Raw genomic sequence first — 20046 nt, forward strand, 5'->3', positions numbered from 1 at the left:
GAATTCCTCCCCGTATTTTGTAATGTGTGCTCACGCTTTATGAAGATGCAAGAAGCATACCAGCATAGCAATTTGTGATAAAAACAAGAAAATTTTTGCCGAAAGCGGACGAAGCTTGTCCGAATCTGTCAGCTGTAATCTGAAAGCGCAAAGAAATTTTGCGATCCGCTATATAACTGATGCAAAATCTCTTTGCGGATAACACTTATACCCAGCCGCGGAAACGGGCCGCTTCAGCCGACTTTCTGATGCCCGTCATATAGGCGGCTAAACGCATATCGACTTTGTGAGTATGCGCTGTCTGATAAATGGATTCAAACGAATTCACCATGACGCTGCGCAGTTTTCCGGCGACTTCCTCCTCAGACCAGTAAAAGCCTTGATTATTTTGCACCCATTCAAAATAAGACACCGTCACGCCGCCGGCGCTTGCCAAAATATCCGGCACGAGAAGCACGCCTCTTTCATTCAGAATTTTCGTGGCATCTATCGTTGTCGGGCCGTTTGCCGCCTCCACAATGATTGAGGCTTTAATGTGATGGGCGTTTTCAGCCGTAATCTGATTGGAGATTGCGGCGGGCACGAGAATATCACAGTCCTTTTCCAGCAGCTCCCGGTTCGTTATGACATCCGAGAAGAGATTCGTCACCGTGCCGAAGCTGTCCCGCTTATCCAGCAGGTAATCAATGTCAAGGCCGTCAGGGTCATACAAAGCGCCGTGGGCGTCTGAGATGCCGATCACCTTGGCGCCGGCGTCATGCATAAATTTAGCGAGAAAGCTCCCCGCATTTCCGAACCCCTGAATGATGATCCGCGCATTTTCCAATGGAATTCCTTTTTTCTTAACGGCTTCCTCAATACAAATCGTGACGCCTTGCGCGGTCGCCGTCTCCCGCCCCTGTGAACCGCCGAGAACGATCGGTTTGCCCGTAATGAATCCCGGTGAATCAAATTCTCTCAGGCGGCTGTATTCGTCCATCATCCATGCCATAATCTGCGAGTTGGTATATACGTCGGGAGCCGGAATATCCTTTGTCGGACCGACGATCTGGCTGATCGCACGCACATATCCGCGGCTCAGCCGTTCCAGCTCTCCGAATGACATCGTCCGCGGATCACAGATGATCCCGCCTTTTCCGCCCCCGTAAGGAAGATTTGTGATGCCGCATTTTAAAGTCATCCAGATGGAAAGCGCCTTAACCTCTTCTTCACTGACTTCCGGATGAAACCGCACGCCCCCTTTTGTCGGGCCGACTGCGTCATTATGCTGTGAGCGGTAGCCCGTGAAAACCTGTACTGAGCCATTGTCCATTTTGACAGGGATGCGGACGGTTAAAAGCCGCATCGGCTCTTTCATCAGTTCATACATATTGTCAGGATAGCCCAGTTTGCGCAGGGCTTCTTTTATGATCGATTGTGTTGACAAGAACAAATTAAGAACTTCTTTTTCTTCATCTTTCTGATTGCTTTTAGAAAGCGGGTTGGCTGACATGTTTTATCACCTCATCGTATTTTACGTGTAAGCTTCAATTACCGGCAGAACAAAATGTAAGCGCTTTTACACCAAAACCCATCAATCCCTTTCACATTGTCGTTACGCCCTTTTTATATGCAAGATTCATGCCAGGTTTTTGTGTATAAAAAAAAGAGGCTGTTGTCAGCCTCTTTCATCCTGGATTAACGCGGGTCAATAACCAGCTTTGTTTCGGCATAAAGACTGCCGGCCCCCAAACCGTTTACGTAATCGCCTTTAATTGTATACGCACCCGCGCGCGGAAGGTTTTTACGCACCAGGACGAGATTGTATTCAGACGCGCCCAATAAGTCAAGGGTAAGCGGAAGTCTGACCGTTTTTCCGTAGTTGAGAATTTGCGTTTCTTTCAGTGTTCTTCCGTTTACAGAGTCCCTCACAGTGGCGTTGAACCCGTCAGGAAATTGAAATTCAACGGCGCCGACGGCAAGCAGCGCATTCGGCTTGTATGTGACTTCAATATCAGACGTCGCGTATTCTTTCGTACTATTGACGGTTTTCGCTTCAATAACGGCAGATTGGGCGTTCGCATGAAAAGATGGCAAGAACACAGCTGAAAATACCGCAGCACTGATGAGAAAGGCCGAAAATGATTTTCTTTTTAACATCATGAATTCCTCCAGATCATATGGGATTCAGAGCGTCCTCTGCCGGAAAAGCGTGTCTGATGGTTCCATTCGCGAATTGGGTTTCTCTTTTCCTGAGAATAATCTACCACCTTTATCCATGGAAGTAAATTATTTTTTGGAATATTCTATCATTTATTTTTCACGAGATGAATCAGCACAAAAAACGAAGACATCCGCTGTCTTCGTCTTGTGCGCTATCGGTGAGCCGTCTGCCAGTCAAATCCGATGGTGTCATCATTCCACGGGATTCTTTTTTCGTCAGGCTGATCCGGATTGTAGGACATTGTCGTGAAATAAATAATGGTCAGCGGGGTTTCACCCAGCACTCTGTACCCGTGTGCGACGCCTTTGGGAATGAGAAGGAGCATCGGATTGTCTTCTCCCATGTAGTAGACATCCGTTTCTCCCTTGGTTGCAGACTCTTCGCGAAGGTCATGCAGCACGACCTGGGCGTGGCCCGTCGGAAAAAACCATAGGTCATCCTGTTTCTCATGATAGTGAAACGCTTTAATGACGCCGGGATAGCTTTTGGACCAGGAAGCCTGCCCGAAACGCTCTAAGAGATGTTCATCGTCACGGACGAGTTCTGAGAAAAAACCCCGGTCATCGCTGTGTTTGATCAGTTTTTTGATTTTTACGCCTTCGATCACTTGCACTGTCCCTCCCTTTGTAAATAATCATGCAGCGCTTCCCGCCAATGCCTCATGCCGAGCCCCTGCCGTTCAATCGACTCAAGACTCAACACCGAGTAAGCGGGGCGCGGCGTCTCATTTCCGTATTCCTCCGTCGTGACGGGCAGCACGGCGGCGGTTCTGCCGCTTTCTTCAAAAATAGCCTTGGCAAATTCATACCAGCTGCACACTCCGCTGTTTGCGGCGTGGTATAAGCCCGGCGGCCTGTCAAACAGACCGATCACCGTTTCGGCTAAATCCTTTGTGTACGTCGGCGCCCCGACTTGATCGTTAACGACACGCACCTGATCATGTGTATCCGCAAGTTTCAGCATCGTATTGACAAAGTTGTGCCCGCCGCTGCCGTACACCCACGATGTTCTGATAATGGTGTGGTTTTTCCCCGTTAACCGGATCAGTTCTTCGCCGAGTTTTTTGCTTTTTCCGTAAATCGTGCCCGGATCTGCGGGATCATCGGTCTGGTATGGCCGTGTTCCTTTGCCGCTGAAGACGTAATCGGTGCTGATGTGAATGAATTTCGCACCGGTGTTTTCAGCCTCAAGCGCGGCATAATAAGCGCCGATTCCGTTTATTAAATACGCTTTGTCGAGCTCCGTTTCACATTTGTCAACGGAGGTGTATGCCGCCGTATTGACGACGATATCCGGCTTGTAATGGCTGAACGAGTGCCGCACCGAACGCTGGTCGGATATGTTCATCATCGCTTTTGTCAAGGCGATCACTTCATACCCTTCCCGCTTCAGCTGGCGGCATAACTCCCGCCCCAGCTGGCCGGCCGCTCCGGTTACTAATACCTTCGTCAATCGGATCCCCTTCTTTCCGATTAGTCTTGGCTGTCTGTATACCAGCGAATGGTTCTTCTCATTCCTTCTTCAAATGTGACGTCCTGCCGCCATCCCAGCTCATTTTTCAGCTTTGAAGCATTGATGGCGTAACGGCGGTCATGCCCTTTTCTGTCTTCGACATGAGCAAACCGTTCCTCGACACCGAGCTCCTTCATGATAAATGACGCAAGCTCTTTATTCGTCCGTTCATTTCCTCCGCCGATATTGTAAATGTCACCGAGTTTTCCTTTTTCCAGCACGAGCTTAATGGCGCGGCAATGATCTTCGGCAAACAGCCAGTCTCTGATCTGCATCCCGTCGCCGTACAGCGGAACCGGCGTGCCGTTTACGGCATGCCTGATAATGGTCGGAATCATTTTCTCGTGATGCTGGTACGGCCCGTAATTGTTGCTGCATCTCGTAATGATGGCTGGAAGCTTATGGGTTCTCACATAAGACATGACGAGCAGGTCTGAGCTTGCCTTACTGGCGGAATACGGATTGTTCGGAGAAAGCGGCGTCGTCTCCGTAAAAGCGGGATCATCCGGCGCCAAATCTCCGTACACCTCATCTGTGGAAATGTGAATCAGCCTGCCGGCTTTTCCCTGTAACACCGCGTCCGCCAGTCGGTATGTGCCCATCACATTTGTTGTGATAAACGGCTCTGCCTGATTTATGCTTCTGTCCACATGGGATTCAGCCGCAAAATGAATGACAGCGTCATACATTTGGGAAAAGACTTTGTCAATGTCCTCTTTTTCCGAAATGTCACCTTTGATAAAACGGAAACGGCCGTTCTTTTTTAAGGCTTCTATTTCAAGCGGCCTGCTTGCATACGTGAGATTATCCAGGACGGTAATCTGCGCGTCCGTTTCTTTCAGCATCATCTTTGTAAAGGTAAGGCCGATAAATCCGGCGCCCCCTGTAATTAAATATGATTTTGGCATGATTAATGCTCCTGTCCTTTCTGTAATGCCTGATGCGCCAGGCTTCCGGCGAGGTAGAGCGATTCATGCGTGCCCGCATCCACCCACCAGCCCGTTAACACATCATACGTCAGCTCACTGTGTTCAATGTATAAATTATTGACATCCGTAATTTCCAGTTCGCCGCGTTTTGAAGGGGAAATTTGTTCAATATAAGAAAACACTTCTGCGTCGTACATGTAGATCCCTGTGACGCATAGTCTGGTCGGCGGCTGCTCCGGCTTTTCAATGATCGACTTGATCCGTTTGTTTTCCTCATCAACTTCGGCGATGCCGAAGCGCTCCGGATCGTCCACTTCTTTCAGCAGCACTTTCGCTCCTTTTCCCTGCTTTGCGAAACGCTCCGTATAAGGTTTTAATGAATCTTCAAAAATATTATCTCCCAAAAGCAGAACGAACGGATCGCGCCCGGTAAACCGCTTTGCGTATGATAAACCGTCGGAAATACCGGATGCGGCTGGCTGAACCTGATATGTGATTGAGACGCCGAGCTCTTCTCCGGTTTCGAGAAGTTTATGAAATTGAGGAATATATTCTTTTTGCGTAATCAGCAAGATATCTGTAATCCCCGCTTCTTCCAGCTTCATGATCGACCAGTAAATCATCGGATATGGACCGACAGGGAGTAAATGCTTATTGACCGCTTTTGTCAGCGGCATAAGGCGTGAGCCGGTGCCTCCGGCTAAGATAACACCTTTCACATGAACACTTCCTTACGTGTGGTTTTATCACAAATCATAAAGAATCGCCGCCGCCCGTTTGATGCCCCTGCCGTCAACCAGCGGCTTTCCGTTTTGATGAAGTCCGGTCCGCATCGGATAATCAGCGGCCATGTCAGACATATGCCGTGCGAGAACGTCCGCTGATATGCATTCACCAAGGCCGAGATGAACGGCGGCCCCCCGTGCGGCGAATTTTTCCGCCGTCTCAGTTTGATGCTCCACTTGAGAAAGTACGATGCAGGGCACACCTGTACAAATGGTTTCATATAAAGTGATCCCGCCGGACACGACGGCCATATCAGCCCTCGAAAGAAGCGCGGCCATGTCATTTGTCTGCCTTACCAGCTCGGCATAAGGCATTTGTGTAAGATGCGCGCGCACGTCGTCAGCATGAGGCGCGGCGCCGCCCATGACGATGATCACTCGTTTTCGCTGAATGTCGGGGATGCGGCGGCATGCTTCCATCACTTTAAAGACAAGCTTCTTCGGGTCGCTTCCTCCTAATGAAACCAATATGGTCCGGCATTCTTTATTCAGCTGATAGAGCTGCTTTGCTTTTTCAAAACCCGGATGAAGAATCATATAATCCGGGCCTTCATATACCGCGGCGCTGCCCTTTTGGACCGTCCGGCTTTTCAGCCCTCCGTAAATGCCGTTTATAACGGCATCGCATAAATGAATGACATGTTCCCGTTTTTCTTCAAATAAGACGATGCGTGCCGATGAATGCTTTTTGACTTCCTCTAACCAGTCACACGGCATATCGAGCAGATCGAAAATGAGAAGGTCAGGAGCCTGCCTGTTTATTTCCCGGACAATAAATTCCTTCTGTCCCTTGTCAGGCTTGATGATCACTTCCCATTGATCAGAAGACAGGTAAGAAGAAGCCTCTTTATTTGTGCAGAACGTTATTGAGCAATTGTTCTTAATGGCACCGGCAAGCAGCTTCATCCGGACCGCGTGCCCCATGCCGATGTCACGGCCCCCGTCAGCGAAAATCAGAACCCGCATGCTAATCAGCCTCTTTTTGCCGGATCATTTGATTAATGGCCCTGAGCTCCGGATCACTATTCAGCAGATGGATCAATTCTCTTGCCGGAATATCAGGACGCGAGCCCGCTTTTACGTACAGCTCGCGGGCCAGCCTGTAGTCCTCTTCTGTATCGACGGTCATCCGCAAGTGAGGAGCCCGGAGTTCCTGCGGGGGCTCAGGAAAGAGAAGCCGGTACCTCTCAGGAGATTCTCTTATTAAAAGCGTGACATGTTCCTGGTATTTGTCCGCCAGCGTTTTGTCGGCATTGATCTCCGTTAAAAGTCGCGCGTTTACCGCCTCGCCGCCGATGCCAAGCGGTGTACCGCAGATATACGTGTAGTCCGCGTGCTGATCTAAATGCGATTGAATCAGAAAATCAAGCAGCGATGGGTCGACAAACGGGTTATCCCCCGTCAGTCTGACTGCGATGTCCGGTTTTACTCGTTCGATGACTTGTGCAAACCGGTCAAGCACGCGCTGCTCGCTGCCGCGGTGCACACGGTAGTGCTCGCTGATGCAGTGCGCAGACAAAATGTCGTCGGTCTTGCTGTCAGACGAGGCGACGATCAGATTATCCCGCGATTGATCATAATACGCGCTTTGCCGAACCCTTTTGACAATCATATCGAGAATCGTATACCCGCCGATCGGTTTCAGCACTTTACCGGGAAGACGCCCGCTTCCCATCCGCGCCTGAATGATAAACAAAATGTCAGTCATCATATGGGCTGCCTTTCGTCAAAAGGTCATCCCAAGTGATGCCCGTGTCAGCGGGGATATCCCTGACCGCACGCGTCCCGTCAGTTAAAAGTTCAAAATATCTCGGGTGAAGCCCCTGCGGTTTTTGGCCGGGACGAAGGACGGCAAGGTTTTCCGCCGTAAAACATTCGCCTTTTTGAATCGGCGCTGTTGAAAAAATGCCTCTGTAAGCGAACCTTCTGATATCTCCTTCAATCGGTGTCGTGGTTTTATGGGAGCTTCCCGACAGCACTTCCGGCACCGAAGCGTGATGCCCCTGCCGCAGCTCCGCTTCAACTGAGCGGATCGCCGCAACCATTTGTTTTAATTCATCCGGATTGAGGGCGAAGGAGTGATCAGCACCGGGCAGGTTTTTATCGATCGTAAAATGCTTTTCAATCAGTTTCGCTCCGAGCCTGACCGCCGCGCACGGCACATCATACGGATGGGCGCTGTGATCGGAGAAACCGATCACTGCATCCGGGAATGCGGCGGCAAGCATGGGAATGACGCTCAGATTGCTGTATTCAGGCGGCGCGGGATATTTCGCTACACAATGCATGATCGCAATTTCTGTGTTCCCCTCGCCGGTAATGGTTTGATAAGCCTCCTGAATATCTGAAATATCAGCGCCCGCGGTGGAAAAAATAATCGGGGTCTTCAGCCCCGCGACATATTTCAATAACGGCAGATGGTTCAGCTCGTAGGAGGCGATTTTAAAGGCTGAAGGCGAAGTCGCATACAGTAAGTCGGCAGAGCCTTCGTCACAGACCGTGCTTAAAAACAGCACGCCTTTTTTCTTACAATATTCAAGCAGCGGTTCGATCCACTCAGCGGGCATTTCCATTGATTGCACTAAAGAAAATATCGAGACGTCTTTTCCCGCAGCGGTTTTGTACAAGCCGGGGTCTTTCTGATACATTTTGTCAGCCTGAAACATTTGGAACTTGACCGCGTCCGCGCCGGCCTCACTGGCCGCATCTATCAATTCAAACGCCTGGCTCAGTTTTCCGTCATGATTAATTCCGGCTTCGGCGATGATGAATACGGGCGAACCTTCGCCGATTGACTTCGTTCCGATTTGGCATGATGCCATCAGTCCGCCTCCTTCCCGGGCCACACATGATAGTAGTAATAGGACGCATCCGCTTTAAATCCCATTCTTTCATACAGGCGGATGGCTCTTACATTGTGGAGCTGCGTTCCCGCTGATACAGTCTTATGCTGAAAGCGCAATGATTGTTCAATAATGTGCGCCGCTAAATGGAATCCCGCTCCTTTCCCTTCAAAGCCCGGCTTTACCGCCATCAGATCAAGGACGAATTCATCGCCTTTAGACAGCCCCTGAATAAAGCCCACGGTCTCTCCCTTATATGTGGCGGCGAATTGTAACGAAGCTCTGCCTTCCGCGTTATTCCGCGCCCACTCTTCAAACAGGCGGTTTGCACTTTCATAGCTGAGGCGGGGATCTTGGTAATACCTGCTTTTTGTAAAGGCGTCGCGGGCCAGCCGGCTGATCGCTTCCGTGTCGCCGGGTCCGGCTTCTGTAATCTCAAATGGCGGCGTGCTGTTATATACACGCACCGGACTGACGAGCTTGAGAAGACTCCCTACAAAATAAGCGTTCGGAAGCTGCTGAACGACCTGCATCGCGCCGATATCTTCAGCCGGTATTTTAATAAATATAAAATCAGTGCCTGCCGCCCGCCTTGCCGCGTAAAATTCCTGAAACAGCCTTTTAAGCTGTCCGGCGCTGTTTGCGGCTGCAAGCTTCACATTGATGATATTTTTTCGGAACAATTGACTTTCCCACGAAGAGTTTTCATATAAAATTACGCCTTGAAGGCTGTTTTCTTCCAATAAACAGAGCGACGATTCATAGACTTCCGGCTGAATGCCCTTCTGATGCAGGAAGGTATGAATCATGTCCTGCGCAAGATTTTCCCTCAGTCTGTACACCTAATCAGCCCCTTTGACGATATCCGTAACGGCTGCAATGACGTATTCAACGTCTTCATCTGTCATTGACGGATAAAGAGGGAGTGACACGGTGCGGTGATAATACGCTGCAGCGGCCGGAAAGTCAGTCTCCTTATACCCGTACGTTTTTTGATAATACGGATGGAACGGAACCGGAATAAAATGAACACTTGTGCCGATATTATATTGGTCTTTTAAAGCGGAAATCAGATCGCTCCGGCTGACCCCGGCCTCCTGCTCCTCTATTTGAAGAACATACAGATGCCATGCATGCCGCCCGTCATCACTGACATGCGGGATGGTCAGCCCTTTCATGTGTCTGAAGGCGTCCTGGTAGCGGCTCGCAATGTCGGCTCTTCTTTGCTGCATGCTGTCAATCCGTTTCAGCTGATGAAGCCCAAGCGCTGCCTGAAGATCAAACATATTCATTTTATAGCCGGGCGTTTCGACCTCGTAGTACCAGCTTCCGTTTGAAGAATAGCGGTTCCACGCGCCTTTGCTCATGCCGTGAAGGCTGAGCACCTTGATCTGATCGGCAAGTCCGTCATCGTCCGTCGTCAGCATGCCGCCTTCACCGGTTGCCAGGTTTTTTGTCGCGTAGAAGCTGAATGCCGTCGCATCGCCGATTGATCCGATCATTTTCTGTTTATACGTGGTATACACGGCATGTGCGGCATCCTCTAAGACAAATAACTGATGCTTTTCGGCAATGGCCAGAATCTGATCCATATCACACGACTGGCCGGCGAAATGAACGGGTACAATCGCCTTTGTCCGCGGGGTGACGGCCGCCTCAATTTTTTCAGGGTCCGCATTCAGCGTAAGCGGATCGATGTCAACAAACACCGGAACGGCGCCTGTGTGCACGATTGTATTGGCCGTTGAACTGAACGTCACGGCAGACGTGATGACCTCGTCGCCGGGACCGATCCCTTTCGCTTTCAGGGCCAAAAACAAAGCGGCGGTACATGAGTTCAGCGCGATCGCGTGCTTTGCCCCCGTCCAGGCGGCAAAGGCTTTTTCAAACGCCTCTACTTTCGGTCCCTTTGAAAGCCAGCCCGATTCAAGCGTATCAATAACCTCCTGAATTTCGTCCTTCCCGATCATGGGCAATGAATAGGGAAGAAAAGCTGATCTTTTTTGCACCATTTTCTTTGCGCTCCTATCTTTTTTATGAAGGGTCAACCCGTCTGAAGCTGACTCCGGTTTTTTCCTGAAGCACTTGGCATAAAGCGGCAAGCGAATCCTGAACCGGGTAGTTCGCGGCGACAAAAGCACGGCGCGCCTGTTCCGCTTTTTGATATTCTGCGGGGCTTTCGCATATCCGGATTAATTCCTGAGCAAGTGCCTGCGGGTCCTCAAAAACAAATTCTCCAAGTGAATGATAATAAGGGTATCTGCGGGTTCCCGCTGATTTTCCGATCAGCACGGGCTTTTGAAACAGCATCGCTTCAAGACCGACCGTTGATGTCTGTGTCACCGCAGCGTCAACATACGGGAGAATATCATACAGCTCCATCTCTTTTTTGATGATTTTGCCTGCTTTATATTTCCGCAGCACCTGATTGTAAGCATCCAGCTTGTTTTTGCCGATTTCCCACGGATGCGGTTTAATAATGAGCTGCATGTTCTTTTGGCCGGCAAGCTCTTCAAGCACTCCCGTATAAAATTCATCAGAAAACGGCTGCGTGGCGATCAGCACCGTCCGCTGTGACGGGAGAAAAGAAAGTTTGCGGTAAAACGTGTCTTGATCTATCGGCTCTCTTGAGAAAATCTCGTCGAAACGGGGATGCCCCGTGATGATGATTTGTTCATCCCTGCAGCCTTTTGCTTTATACCACTCCGCTTCATAAGCCCCGAATACGGCCTGATAGTCCGTAAATACGGGCAGAAACGCTTCATCTCCCATGAGCGCTCCGTGCTGCAGACAGATGCTGACGGCGTTTTTTTTCGCGGACATCAGCGCCAGCACACGGCTGTAAATATCCTCCGTCGTGCCGACTACAACGGCGGAAATCTTTTCGGCCGTAAACAAAATATCAACAGCGTCAATCGCTTCAATAAATAACGGGATGTCTTTATACAAACGTTCCTGAAATTCTCTGTTTCCGAAAGCGGGATGGCTGTGAAGCTCTTTCAGAATGGAATGGGCTTTTTCAATATAAGGGACGGGGTTCCCTTTTTGCCCCATTCCCGTCAGCTCCAATTTGCAGATAACGGGCAGCCCGTAATGGTCAGGCAGACTCCATCTGGCCAGTACTGCTGTTTTTGCCGGGTCAAACTGCCGGTAGTTTCCCTCGGTGAACCGAAGATGATCGAAATGCAGAATGACTTTTCCGTTTACCGGTTTCTCATCTGTTTTCTTAATGTTTTGCCTTTTTTGATCATAATATGGCTGTATACCGGCTTCAGGAATATGGTGATCAGCCGGACCGAAAAGCTCTGGGTTCTGCTCCATGCTCTCCCGAAGCGCCGGACTGATATATTGATAAAAATTACTGATCAATACGAGCGGGATGTCTTTGTAGCGAAGTGACTGAAAAAGGTCAATATACTGCCGGTACAGCACCCAATAGTTCGCTAAGTATGCCGACAAGCCCTCACCCCTTTCCAAGCTTTTTTAATGATTCCCTCAGCTCCCGGCACGTGGTCTGCTGCGGAAGGCTGTTCACAAACTCGTTTTTCTCCGCCGCGAAAAGCTGATAATGAATGGATTGATCGGTAATATAATTGATATCAAGCTCCTCAGAAATCGGGTAAAACGGATAAAAATGATTTACTCTCCAGAAGAAACGGGCGTCACCGATCCGGTAAAACGCCGGGCTTTCATCCCAATAGGAACCGAATGCCGATTTGACCTGTTCCAGCACGGAAAACCTGTGCATGACCGAACAATGGTCAATGGCGCACGGCGCGTTCCACACGATCCGTTCGGCGGGCCTGGCCGTCTCCTTCACCGTCTCTTTCCGCTGATTCAGATGATAGGTTTTGGAACTTGAATACACGACGGCTTTTTCCGGGTCTTCATCAAGCTCTTTCACCATTTTCTCAAGCCGTTCCGGCACATACGTGTTGTCGTCGGTCGCATACGTCACGTACTCGCCCTCCGCCATTTCTATTGCCTGATTAATCAAGGCGGCGTAGCGTGTTTTTTCCGTTCTTTCTTTGACGCCCGATACATCGCTTTGATAAAACCGGACGCGGTCATCCGTGAGAAAAGGACGTATTTCCGCCAATGTCGCTTCATTTGAGTTGTCATCCATAATGAACAGCTCAAAGTCCGTAAACGTCTGAGACAGAATACTTTTAATAGAGCGGGCCACATAGTCACTTTTGTTATAGCTCGTCATGATCACTGACACTTTAGGCAACTCGTCACCCCCTTTTCGCACCTGAAACTACCGCTATCATATGTTCCTTATGCGGAAGATGCGCTAGGAATACAGACTATTATGTGAAAAGTCAGCATTGCGCGCACAAAAAAAGCTGGCTCTGATGTCCGGACTCATTGGAGCGCATTTTCTTTTTTCGCATAAATCTTTCTTTGGGCTCATATGGTGGAATAGATAAAAACAGCAGCCGCTCTGTCGGCTGTCTGATACTTGTCAGGAGGTTTCAGCATCAAGAGGTTTTCATCAAAGGAGGAACAATATGAAACCGAAAAAGAATCAATATCAGCAAATGCAGGGGATGGGAATGGGAATGGATATGCAAGGATACCAGCCGCAGCTCGGGCCTAATCCTTATCCGCAGCCTCAGGGCCAAGGATCACAAATGATGCCGATGCAGCAGCAAATGACAATGCCGATGCAGCAAGGCCAGCAGAGCTTCGGCGGGGGGTTCCCCGGCCAGCCGCAGCAGCAGGGCGGCGGCAGCTTTCAGATTCCGTCAGGCCCATCATCGTCACAAAACGTTCCCGGCATGCTGCCGATTGAAGAGTCATACATTGAAAATATTCTGCGGTTGAACCGGGGCAAAACGGCGACGATTTATATGACATTTGAAAACAGCAAAGAATGGAATTCAAAGATTTTCCGCGGTGTGATTCAGGCGGCGGGACGTGACCATATCATCATCAGCGATCCGAAAACGGGCACCCGCTATCTGCTTCTGACCATTTACCTTGATTACATCACGTTTGATGAGGAAATCGCTTATACTTATCCGTACTCCATGTCTTCTTATTCTCCGAGATAAATCAAAAAGCCAATCGCTCACTTGACAGAGGATTGGCTTTTTTTCTTTATAAATATTTGACGGCCGCGACGATAATCATAATCCAAGAGATGATAAACGCCACGCCGCCGAGCGGTGTAATCGCGCCGAGAATGGAAATCTGCGTCACGCTCAATACGTACAGGCTTCCTGAAAACAGAACGATGCCCGCAAACATCAGCCAGCCCGCAACAGAAACACTGCCTGCGCCAGAAAGCTTTTCGGCCAAAAACGCGACAGCCAGAAGACCGAGCGCGTGATACATATGATATTGCACGCCTGTGTGCCACACCTGCAAATATTTATCGGGGATTTTCCCTTCAAGCCCATGCGCGCCGAAAGCGCCCAGCGCCACGGCCAATAAAGCGTTAATCGCACCAAGAATAATAAACACTTTCATCTATTTTTCTCCCGCCTTTTCGTTAAAGTTTCCAATTCAATCATAACCCAACATCGGCAAAATTCAACGTCCGCCGTCCGATGACACGAGATTGTCGGATTTTTTCTTTTTGATAAGCTGGATTCGGTCAATCGCTATCGCCAGCAGCGTCCCGAGCACAAGACCGTTGCTTAAGAGCGAAATCAGGATCGGATGCATCCCCGATAACGCGCTCTCCGGCACAAACATTACGCCGACCCCCGTCAGGAGCGCCAGACCGATAATGGAGCGGATTCGTTTTTGCTCCGCTTTCTCATAAGAGTCAAACTCCGTAAAGGCAAGACCCGCCATTGTGGAGAAAACGACGAAGTTTACCGCAAAGCCGACCGGTGAGGGCAGACTCGCAAACGCATTCATAAATAGCGGGATCATACTGATGATCACGACAAATACACTTCCCAAAAGAAACGGCTTTTTCGAAGGAAGCTTCGTCGTCTCAATAAAACCGGCCGCCCCTGAAATCGGCACAGGCGCAATGCCCCCTGACAGTCCGCTCAAAAGGTGGCTGATCGAAGCCGCAAACCCAGCCGGACGCTCACGCCGCTTCCCGACGGTGCCGCCGAATTTTTTCACCGCCGCTTCTACAACCCGGATGCTCGCGAGCATGTTGACAATCAAAAGCACGGTAATGAAGAGTGATGTAATAATCAGGCCGCTGTCAAACACGGGTTTTCCAAACGGAAAAAGAGCCGGCAGCTGAATCACGCGGTCCGGTATTTGAATCGGTTTGGCAGCGCCGAAGACGGCGAATAAGATCCATCCGCCGGCAAGCGAAAGGAGAATCGCATACTGTCTTAAGAACGTAACATTCGATCGGGACATGATGAACATCGCCGCCGTCACAACCATGGCGAGCCCGAATACAAGGCCGTCGACGCTGTTTTTTAAATAGCCGATGCCCAAAAGGCCTTTCACAATCGGCTGACTCAGCTGCATGACCAACAGCAGCAGATACACACCGGTCACAACCGGCGTAAACAGCACGGCCAGCCGTTCAATCACTTTAAAAAGGCTGAACAAAAAGAAAAAGACAGCGCTTAATAACAGCGCCCCCTGCAGCGCCCGCAGCGTCTCGCCGAATGTCGCGAACACCGTGCCAGTCAGTCCGCCGTAAATCGTGTATACGCCCCACCATAAGCCTGCCGGGCTTTCATTAATCGGCAGACGATGTCCCTGGAGACATTGGATGACCGCGGCGACGCCAAGCACAAAAAATGTGCTCTGAATCAATGCGGCAGAATCGGCATGGTTCAAGTGAAATGATTGTGCGATGGCGACAGGAACTACAATCGCAGCCGCAATCATAAATGCCGTCCATTGCAAACCCCCGAGTATCAGTTTCAAGTCAATCAACCTCTCCTGTTAAAAATCGAAAATGGAATCCCCGTTTCCGTCTTCCTCACGTTCGTCTTTCGCTTTTTTCTGATATTGGTTCAGCCCGGCGCTGCCCATCATTTTTTCAAGCAGCAGCGGGTCTGTCGAAGGAGACGCGGAAGGTTTCGGCGCCGCTTTCGGAATCGGATTCTGCACAGGCGCCGGAGCGGCGTGCGTCTGAGTGCCGAGCACGACATCACACAGAGAGCGGATGGCAGCCGCGTGCATTTTGACCTCCTCGGTGCGGGTCGCTGTTTTCGCCTGCCTCAGTTCTTCTTCCATCTTCTGAATCAAAGCAGAGATATGTATGTTCATGAGTAAATCCTCCAGCAGTAATTTGTCTTCTTCCTGCATTTTATCAAATTTCTGAGCGAATCGCAGAATTGAGTTTGTTATTTTTTCTGACGGCATACCGCCCTGAACGCCAAAAAAGGCGCTTACCGCCGGGCGGAAGCGCCTCAAAAAAACCGTTTATTGCGGCAGGTCGGGGATGCACCAATCGATCGGCTGCTCCCCCATTTTTTCAAGGGCGGCGTTTGTACGGGAAAACGGTCTGCTCCCGAAAAAACCGTTCCTTGCCGAAAACGGGCTCGGATGAGTCGATTCAATAATAATGTGTTTCGATGTGTCAATGCGCTCTTTTTTCATCTGCGCGTGACGCCCCCATAGGATAAAGACAATCGGCTTCTCTCTTTCATTCACCACATCAATGATGCGGTCAGTGAGCCGCTCCCATCCCTTGCCTTTGTGGGAATTGGCCTGACCGCGGCGAACCGTAAGCACTGTGTTTAACAAAAGCACTCCCTGCTTCGCCCAGCTGACGAGCGATCCGTGGTTCGGTACGGAGCAGCCGATATCGTCCTGAAGCTCTATGAAAATATTTTTCAAAGACGGCGGCTGTCTGACCCCGGGCTGAACGGAAAAACTAAGCCCGTGCGCCTGTCCTGGCCCGTGATACGGGTCCTGTCCGAGAATGACCGCTTTTACATCCTCATAGGGCGTATAATGCAAGGCGTTAAAAATATCATGGCTGTCAGGATAAATCGTTTGGCTGCTGTATTCTTGTTTCAGCATTTCTCTCAGCTCTTGATAATACGGTTTGTCAAATTCATCTTTCAGCTGATTCCACCAGCTGTCTTTTAAAAGCTGTTTCAAACTGTCCGTCCCCCTTATGAACTGTGCAGTCTTGAATGGACGGGCTTTCCGTCCCACACAATGTCAGTCGGCGCCTCCCGCCTCTTCATGTCCGGCTCTTCAAGAAGAACCGCGAAGTTTTTCGTCGGGAGCTCCCCAAGCCCGTGCTTTTCGCTTAATCGGTCTAAGTACCGCTTCCGTTTGCCCCCGAGATCCGCGGACTGATTGCCGCCTCCCTCAAAAAACGCATATATGACGCTCGCGCAAGGAACACGCTTCACACGGTGCTGTTTCGCGGCGCGCAAATAAAAGTCCCAGTCCCAATAATTATGGACATCCGGATCAAAATACCCTAACGTGTCATGCAGAGAACGTCTGTACATGCTGCCTGACGGAACGTACGTGGAAAATACCCGCATATCCGCATAATCCGCCGTATAGGCGAAAGGCTTTCGTGACACCGGGTATCTCGTGCCGCCCCGTTCTTCAAATGACACAATTTCCGCGTCAGAATGGACAAAATCCGCATCAGCAAGTGCAGCCGCCATTCTTTCCAAATGGCCCGGCGTAATGAAATCATCATCATCGCACAGCATGATGCAATCACCCGACGCTTTTTTCACACCTGCGTTCCGAGCTTCCACATGTCCGGCATTCTGTTCTAAATCAATAATCTGAATCGGCAGATCGCTGTACAGCTGCTTCGCTTGTTCGGCCGATTCCCCGGCATCATTTACAATGATCACTTCATAAGGCTTTATGGTCTGCATGGAAATCGACTCCAGCAGCTCACACAAAGCCGGAATCCGATTATACGTGACTATGACAATTGATATATTCATGATCCGCTCCTTCTGCTTTTTCTCATGTTCTATTAAAACATAAAGCGGCGGAGAGATCAGGGGGGATTTTTGATTTCGGCCCATTCAGAAACAAATCCAGGTCATGCCTGCCAGCAAAACGAGAATGATCAGAAGGTCTTCCCAAACAGTGCATACCGCCTTGGCATTAAGTCTGCCCGCCTCCATGGCGTTCCAAAGTTTTGATTGATAAACAGGCACCAACACCATCGCATAGCATGTGCACAAGCAGACAAAAGCCGGCGGGACAAGCGCACATCCATCCTCATGCCAATCATGAATCAGTTCCGGTATACTCGCCCCGCTGTCAATGTACAAGTATAATATACCCGCCAGCGGAATGAGCGAACTGATCTGCAGCTCGAAAAGTTTCACCTTCCACTCACGCGCAAACGAAACGGCCCAAATCCATCCCAGCGCATAAAATAATAGAAGAAGCAAAATACTGAAAACAACAAAAACAGCGTCTTGCATCCCATTCAGAACCATAATAAAAAGACTCACAACGGGCAATGCAAGAACCAAGCTGCAGACGGCAAATACGGTTACGGCTATTTGGGCGCACGCGCCGTACATCCACGAACCTAATCTCATTTTAACACCCCTATATAGATTCCCTATGTATATAGTGAAAAAGATCAGGCAAGTCTCTGCCTGCCTGCGTAAAAACCTATTTTTCCGCAAAACGGAAAACATACCGTCACAACGGCGCATACTGCCGCAAAACTCGGTGTGACCGCCGAAGGAAACAGCCCAGCCGGAACCAGGTTGAACAAAAAGACAAACATAAAACATAGATTCGGCACCATTGAAGCCCATACCGTCCGCTCAGCAAGCTTTTTTCCGCCAGCCCCGAACTCTTTTCCAGCTTGATAGCCGATTTGGAACCAATACAGCACATAACCGATCATAATCAGCCATACTGACACGGAAATCCCTTTCCACAGCGCGTCAACAGCGGGATGAATCCTCCACGCGTGCATCATCGTAATCATCGCCCCCATCACAAAAAGACCGCAGTTGCAGAACAGATAAAAGAGCATAAAAGTCCGCGCGGGCATCGCCGAAGCTTTTTGAAAAGCAGAGATAATCTCAGACGGAGTCCCCACTTCCCGCAGAATAAGCGCCATCGCTTCGCTTTCGGTTTTGCCTTTTTCCAGATGATCACAAATGGCATGATGAATATGGCTTTCGATTTCTTTTAATAATTCACGGCTTCCAGCCTTGCCTTCCAGCCCTTTTCTGATTTCCTGCACATAAAGGTCCTTATCCATTCTGCCCGCCCCGCTTCAGCATCCGGTCCATCAGAGCAGAGAACAGATTCCATTCCTTCGTCCGTTCGGCTAGAATGTTTTTTCCTTCATCGGTGATCCGGTAATATTTTCGGTCCGGCCCTTTGGTCTGCTTTTCCCAGTAAGAAGAAATATAGCTTTGGCGTTCAAGCTTATGAAGCGATGGGTACAGCGTGCCTTCCTTCATTTGCAGTTCATTCCCGCTTCTTTTCTCCATTTCTTTCACAAGTTCATACCCGTACATGGGCCGTTCATTCAGCAGCGTCAGCACCAGAATGACCGTGCTTCCCTTTACAAGCTCCCTGTTGAGCATTTATTTTCTCACCCTTACCTAGTATTCTTATGTAGGTATTGTACGCACATCCCCCGCGGCTGTCAAATCATTCCTCCAAGCCTTCCGTATTGTGATCGGGAGAAAATCTAACTATAATGAGATATAAAACACTGATGGAGGCCATTGATATGTCAATGCACAAAGCACTTACTATTGCCGGTTCTGATTCCAGCGGCGGCGCGGGAATTCAGGCCGATTTAAAAACATTTCAAGAAAAAAACGTATACGGAATGACGGCTTTGACCGTGATCGTAGCGATGGACCCGGAGAACAGCTGGGATCATCAAGTATTTCCGATCGATGCCGATACGATTCGCGCACAGCTGGCGACGATTGTTGACGGAATCGGCGTAGACGCCATGAAAACGGGAATGCTCCCTACCGTGGAGATCATAGAGCTTGCGGCGAAAACGATTAAAGAAAAACAGCTGAAGAATGTCGTTATCGATCCTGTCATGGTCTGCAAAGGAGCGAACGAAGTGCTGTATCCGGAGCATGCCGAAGCGCTTCGCACCCAATTGGCGCCTCTGGCAACCGTCATCACGCCAAACCTGTTTGAAGCAAGCCAGCTGAGCGGTATGGATGAATTAAAAACGGTGGAAGACATGAAAGAAGCGGCCAAGAAAATTCACGAACTCGGCGCGAAATATGTATTGATTACAGGCGGAGGCAAATTGAAACATGAAAAAGCGATCGACGTGCTGTATGACGGAGAAACCGCGGAAGTATTAGAAAGCGAAATGATTGATACACCTTACACGCACGGAGCCGGATGCACATTCTCCGCCGCCGTGACGGCAGAACTGGCCAAAGGCGCTGAAGTGAAGGAAGCCATCTACGCGGCAAAAGAATTTATCACCGCGGCAATCAAAGAATCCTTCCCGCTGAACCAATACATCGGACCGACTAAACATTCGGCGATGCGTCTTAGCGGAAAATAAAATAAATATCCCCCTCATTACCCGAGGGGGATTATTTCATTTTTTTCGCGGATGACCGCAAAAACATCTCAATAGACTGCACAAACAGCGCATATTCCTTCATCTGTTCATATGTATGCATCAGCCGATCACTCCATTCATTGTGCGGCTCAGCTCTCTTGAGCATGCGATTCAGCTGAAGCAATACTTCTTTATATTCTTCCCGCTTATCTTCCACTTGCTCTGCGGCTTTGACAAGTAAACATTTCGGCGTCATCTTCTGATTTTTCAAAACTGAGAAAACAACTCCTTTTATTCCTGGAATCATAGGCTTTCGTTTGAA

General features: G+C 49.6%; 24 protein-coding genes. 2 read left to right on the plus strand and 22 right to left on the minus strand.

The window, feature by feature from the left end; translation table 11 throughout:
• Positions 1–205 precede the first annotated feature (205 nt).
• The 13 genes from NYE68_RS20120 to NYE68_RS20180 form a co-directional block, all read right to left on the minus strand.
• On the minus strand, positions 206–1492 hold the full coding sequence (locus tag NYE68_RS20120) for a Glu/Leu/Phe/Val dehydrogenase (RefSeq protein WP_003150991.1): 1287 nt from the start codon (positions 1490–1492) through the stop codon (positions 206–208).
• 185 nt (positions 1493–1677) lie between these two features.
• Entirely contained in the window at positions 1678–2139 is a 462-nt protein-coding gene (gene bslB / locus NYE68_RS20125) for a biofilm surface layer hydrophobin BslB (RefSeq protein WP_031378580.1), read from the minus strand.
• Between the two features lie 215 nt (positions 2140–2354).
• Complete coding sequence (locus NYE68_RS20130) at positions 2355–2810, minus strand: dTDP-4-dehydrorhamnose 3,5-epimerase family protein (RefSeq protein ID WP_003150986.1); 456 nt, start codon at positions 2808–2810, stop codon at positions 2355–2357.
• Positions 2807–3655: a dTDP-4-dehydrorhamnose reductase gene (gene rfbD / locus NYE68_RS20135; RefSeq protein WP_015418465.1), complete on the minus strand. Its 849-nt coding sequence runs from the start codon at positions 3653–3655 to the stop codon at positions 2807–2809. Before rfbD ends, NYE68_RS20130 begins: the two co-directional genes overlap by 4 nt.
• 20 nt (positions 3656–3675) lie before the next feature.
• A complete protein-coding gene (gene rfbB, locus NYE68_RS20140) occupies positions 3676–4623 on the minus strand; it encodes a dTDP-glucose 4,6-dehydratase (protein ID WP_324636295.1) in 948 nt (315 codons plus the stop codon).
• Positions 4624–4625: 2 nt separating this feature from the next.
• Complete coding sequence (locus NYE68_RS20145; protein WP_015418466.1) at positions 4626–5363, minus strand: sugar phosphate nucleotidyltransferase; 738 nt, start codon at positions 5361–5363, stop codon at positions 4626–4628.
• Between the two features lie 27 nt (positions 5364–5390).
• Positions 5391–6395, minus strand: a complete 1005-nt coding sequence (locus NYE68_RS20150; protein WP_015418467.1) for a glycosyltransferase — start codon at positions 6393–6395, stop codon at positions 5391–5393.
• Between the two features lies 1 nt (position 6396).
• Positions 6397–7137 (minus strand): spore coat protein, encoded by a 741-nt coding sequence (locus tag NYE68_RS20155; RefSeq protein ID WP_033574363.1) that lies wholly within the window; start codon positions 7135–7137, stop codon positions 6397–6399.
• Positions 7130–8251: an N-acetylneuraminate synthase family protein gene (locus NYE68_RS20160; protein WP_095284536.1), complete on the minus strand. Its 1122-nt coding sequence runs from the start codon at positions 8249–8251 to the stop codon at positions 7130–7132. The genes NYE68_RS20155 and NYE68_RS20160 overlap by 8 nt, the downstream gene beginning before the upstream one ends.
• Complete coding sequence (locus NYE68_RS20165) at positions 8251–9114, minus strand: GNAT family N-acetyltransferase (RefSeq protein WP_324636290.1); 864 nt, start codon at positions 9112–9114, stop codon at positions 8251–8253. The genes NYE68_RS20160 and NYE68_RS20165 overlap by 1 nt, the downstream gene beginning before the upstream one ends.
• On the minus strand, positions 9115–10284 hold the full coding sequence (locus NYE68_RS20170) for a DegT/DnrJ/EryC1/StrS family aminotransferase (RefSeq protein WP_324636289.1): 1170 nt from the start codon (positions 10282–10284) through the stop codon (positions 9115–9117). It lies immediately after the preceding gene.
• A 22-nt stretch (positions 10285–10306) separates the two neighbouring features.
• The gene (locus tag NYE68_RS20175) at positions 10307–11731 is read right to left on the minus strand and encodes a CDP-glycerol glycerophosphotransferase family protein (RefSeq protein ID WP_158185948.1); all 1425 of its coding nucleotides are present in this window, start codon (positions 11729–11731) and stop codon (positions 10307–10309) included.
• 4 nt (positions 11732–11735) lie between these two features.
• A complete protein-coding gene (locus NYE68_RS20180; RefSeq protein ID WP_003150972.1) occupies positions 11736–12506 on the minus strand; it encodes a glycosyltransferase family 2 protein in 771 nt (256 codons plus the stop codon).
• Between the two features lie 280 nt (positions 12507–12786).
• Here NYE68_RS20180 and gerQ point away from each other — a divergent pair, with 280 nt between their 5' ends.
• Positions 12787–13332, plus strand: a complete 546-nt coding sequence (gene gerQ, locus NYE68_RS20185; RefSeq protein WP_007614539.1) for a spore coat protein GerQ — start codon at positions 12787–12789, stop codon at positions 13330–13332.
• Positions 13333–13378: 46 nt separating this feature from the next.
• Here gerQ and NYE68_RS20190 read toward each other — a convergent pair whose 3' ends face one another.
• From NYE68_RS20190 to NYE68_RS20225, 8 genes are all read right to left on the minus strand, one after another.
• Positions 13379–13750, minus strand: a complete 372-nt coding sequence (locus NYE68_RS20190; RefSeq protein WP_003150969.1) for a DUF423 domain-containing protein — start codon at positions 13748–13750, stop codon at positions 13379–13381.
• A 63-nt stretch (positions 13751–13813) separates the two neighbouring features.
• Positions 13814–15133: a purine/pyrimidine permease gene (locus NYE68_RS20195; RefSeq protein WP_007407695.1), complete on the minus strand. Its 1320-nt coding sequence runs from the start codon at positions 15131–15133 to the stop codon at positions 13814–13816.
• 18 nt (positions 15134–15151) lie between these two features.
• Positions 15152–15574: a YwdI family protein gene (locus NYE68_RS20200; protein WP_052828075.1), complete on the minus strand. Its 423-nt coding sequence runs from the start codon at positions 15572–15574 to the stop codon at positions 15152–15154.
• 60 nt (positions 15575–15634) lie between these two features.
• Positions 15635–16318 carry a uracil-DNA glycosylase gene (locus NYE68_RS20205; protein ID WP_012118732.1) on the minus strand — a complete coding sequence of 228 codons (684 nt, stop codon included), beginning with the start codon at positions 16316–16318 and terminating at the stop codon, positions 15635–15637.
• 14 nt (positions 16319–16332) lie between these two features.
• Positions 16333–17139 (minus strand): glycosyltransferase family 2 protein, encoded by an 807-nt coding sequence (locus tag NYE68_RS20210; RefSeq protein WP_015418477.1) that lies wholly within the window; start codon positions 17137–17139, stop codon positions 16333–16335.
• Between the two features lie 84 nt (positions 17140–17223).
• The gene (locus NYE68_RS20215; protein WP_342493991.1) at positions 17224–17751 is read right to left on the minus strand and encodes a hypothetical protein; all 528 of its coding nucleotides are present in this window, start codon (positions 17749–17751) and stop codon (positions 17224–17226) included.
• Positions 17752–17795: 44 nt separating this feature from the next.
• Positions 17796–18431 (minus strand): permease prefix domain 1-containing protein, encoded by a 636-nt coding sequence (locus NYE68_RS20220; RefSeq protein ID WP_007407700.1) that lies wholly within the window; start codon positions 18429–18431, stop codon positions 17796–17798.
• Entirely contained in the window at positions 18424–18762 is a 339-nt protein-coding gene (locus NYE68_RS20225; RefSeq protein WP_003150960.1) for a PadR family transcriptional regulator, read from the minus strand. Before NYE68_RS20225 ends, NYE68_RS20220 begins: the two co-directional genes overlap by 8 nt.
• Positions 18763–18911: 149 nt before the next feature.
• Here NYE68_RS20225 and NYE68_RS20230 point away from each other — a divergent pair, with 149 nt between their 5' ends.
• Positions 18912–19724 carry a bifunctional hydroxymethylpyrimidine kinase/phosphomethylpyrimidine kinase gene (locus NYE68_RS20230; protein ID WP_003150959.1) on the plus strand — a complete coding sequence of 271 codons (813 nt, stop codon included), beginning with the start codon at positions 18912–18914 and terminating at the stop codon, positions 19722–19724.
• Positions 19725–19755: 31 nt separating this feature from the next.
• Here NYE68_RS20230 and NYE68_RS20235 read toward each other — a convergent pair whose 3' ends face one another.
• Positions 19756–20031, minus strand: a complete 276-nt coding sequence (locus NYE68_RS20235; RefSeq protein ID WP_042635591.1) for a hypothetical protein — start codon at positions 20029–20031, stop codon at positions 19756–19758.
• Positions 20032–20046 lie beyond the last annotated feature (15 nt).

Source organism: Bacillus sp. FSL R5-0447 (assembly GCF_038606125.1).
Taxonomy (GTDB): domain Bacteria; phylum Bacillota; class Bacilli; order Bacillales; family Bacillaceae; genus Bacillus; species Bacillus velezensis.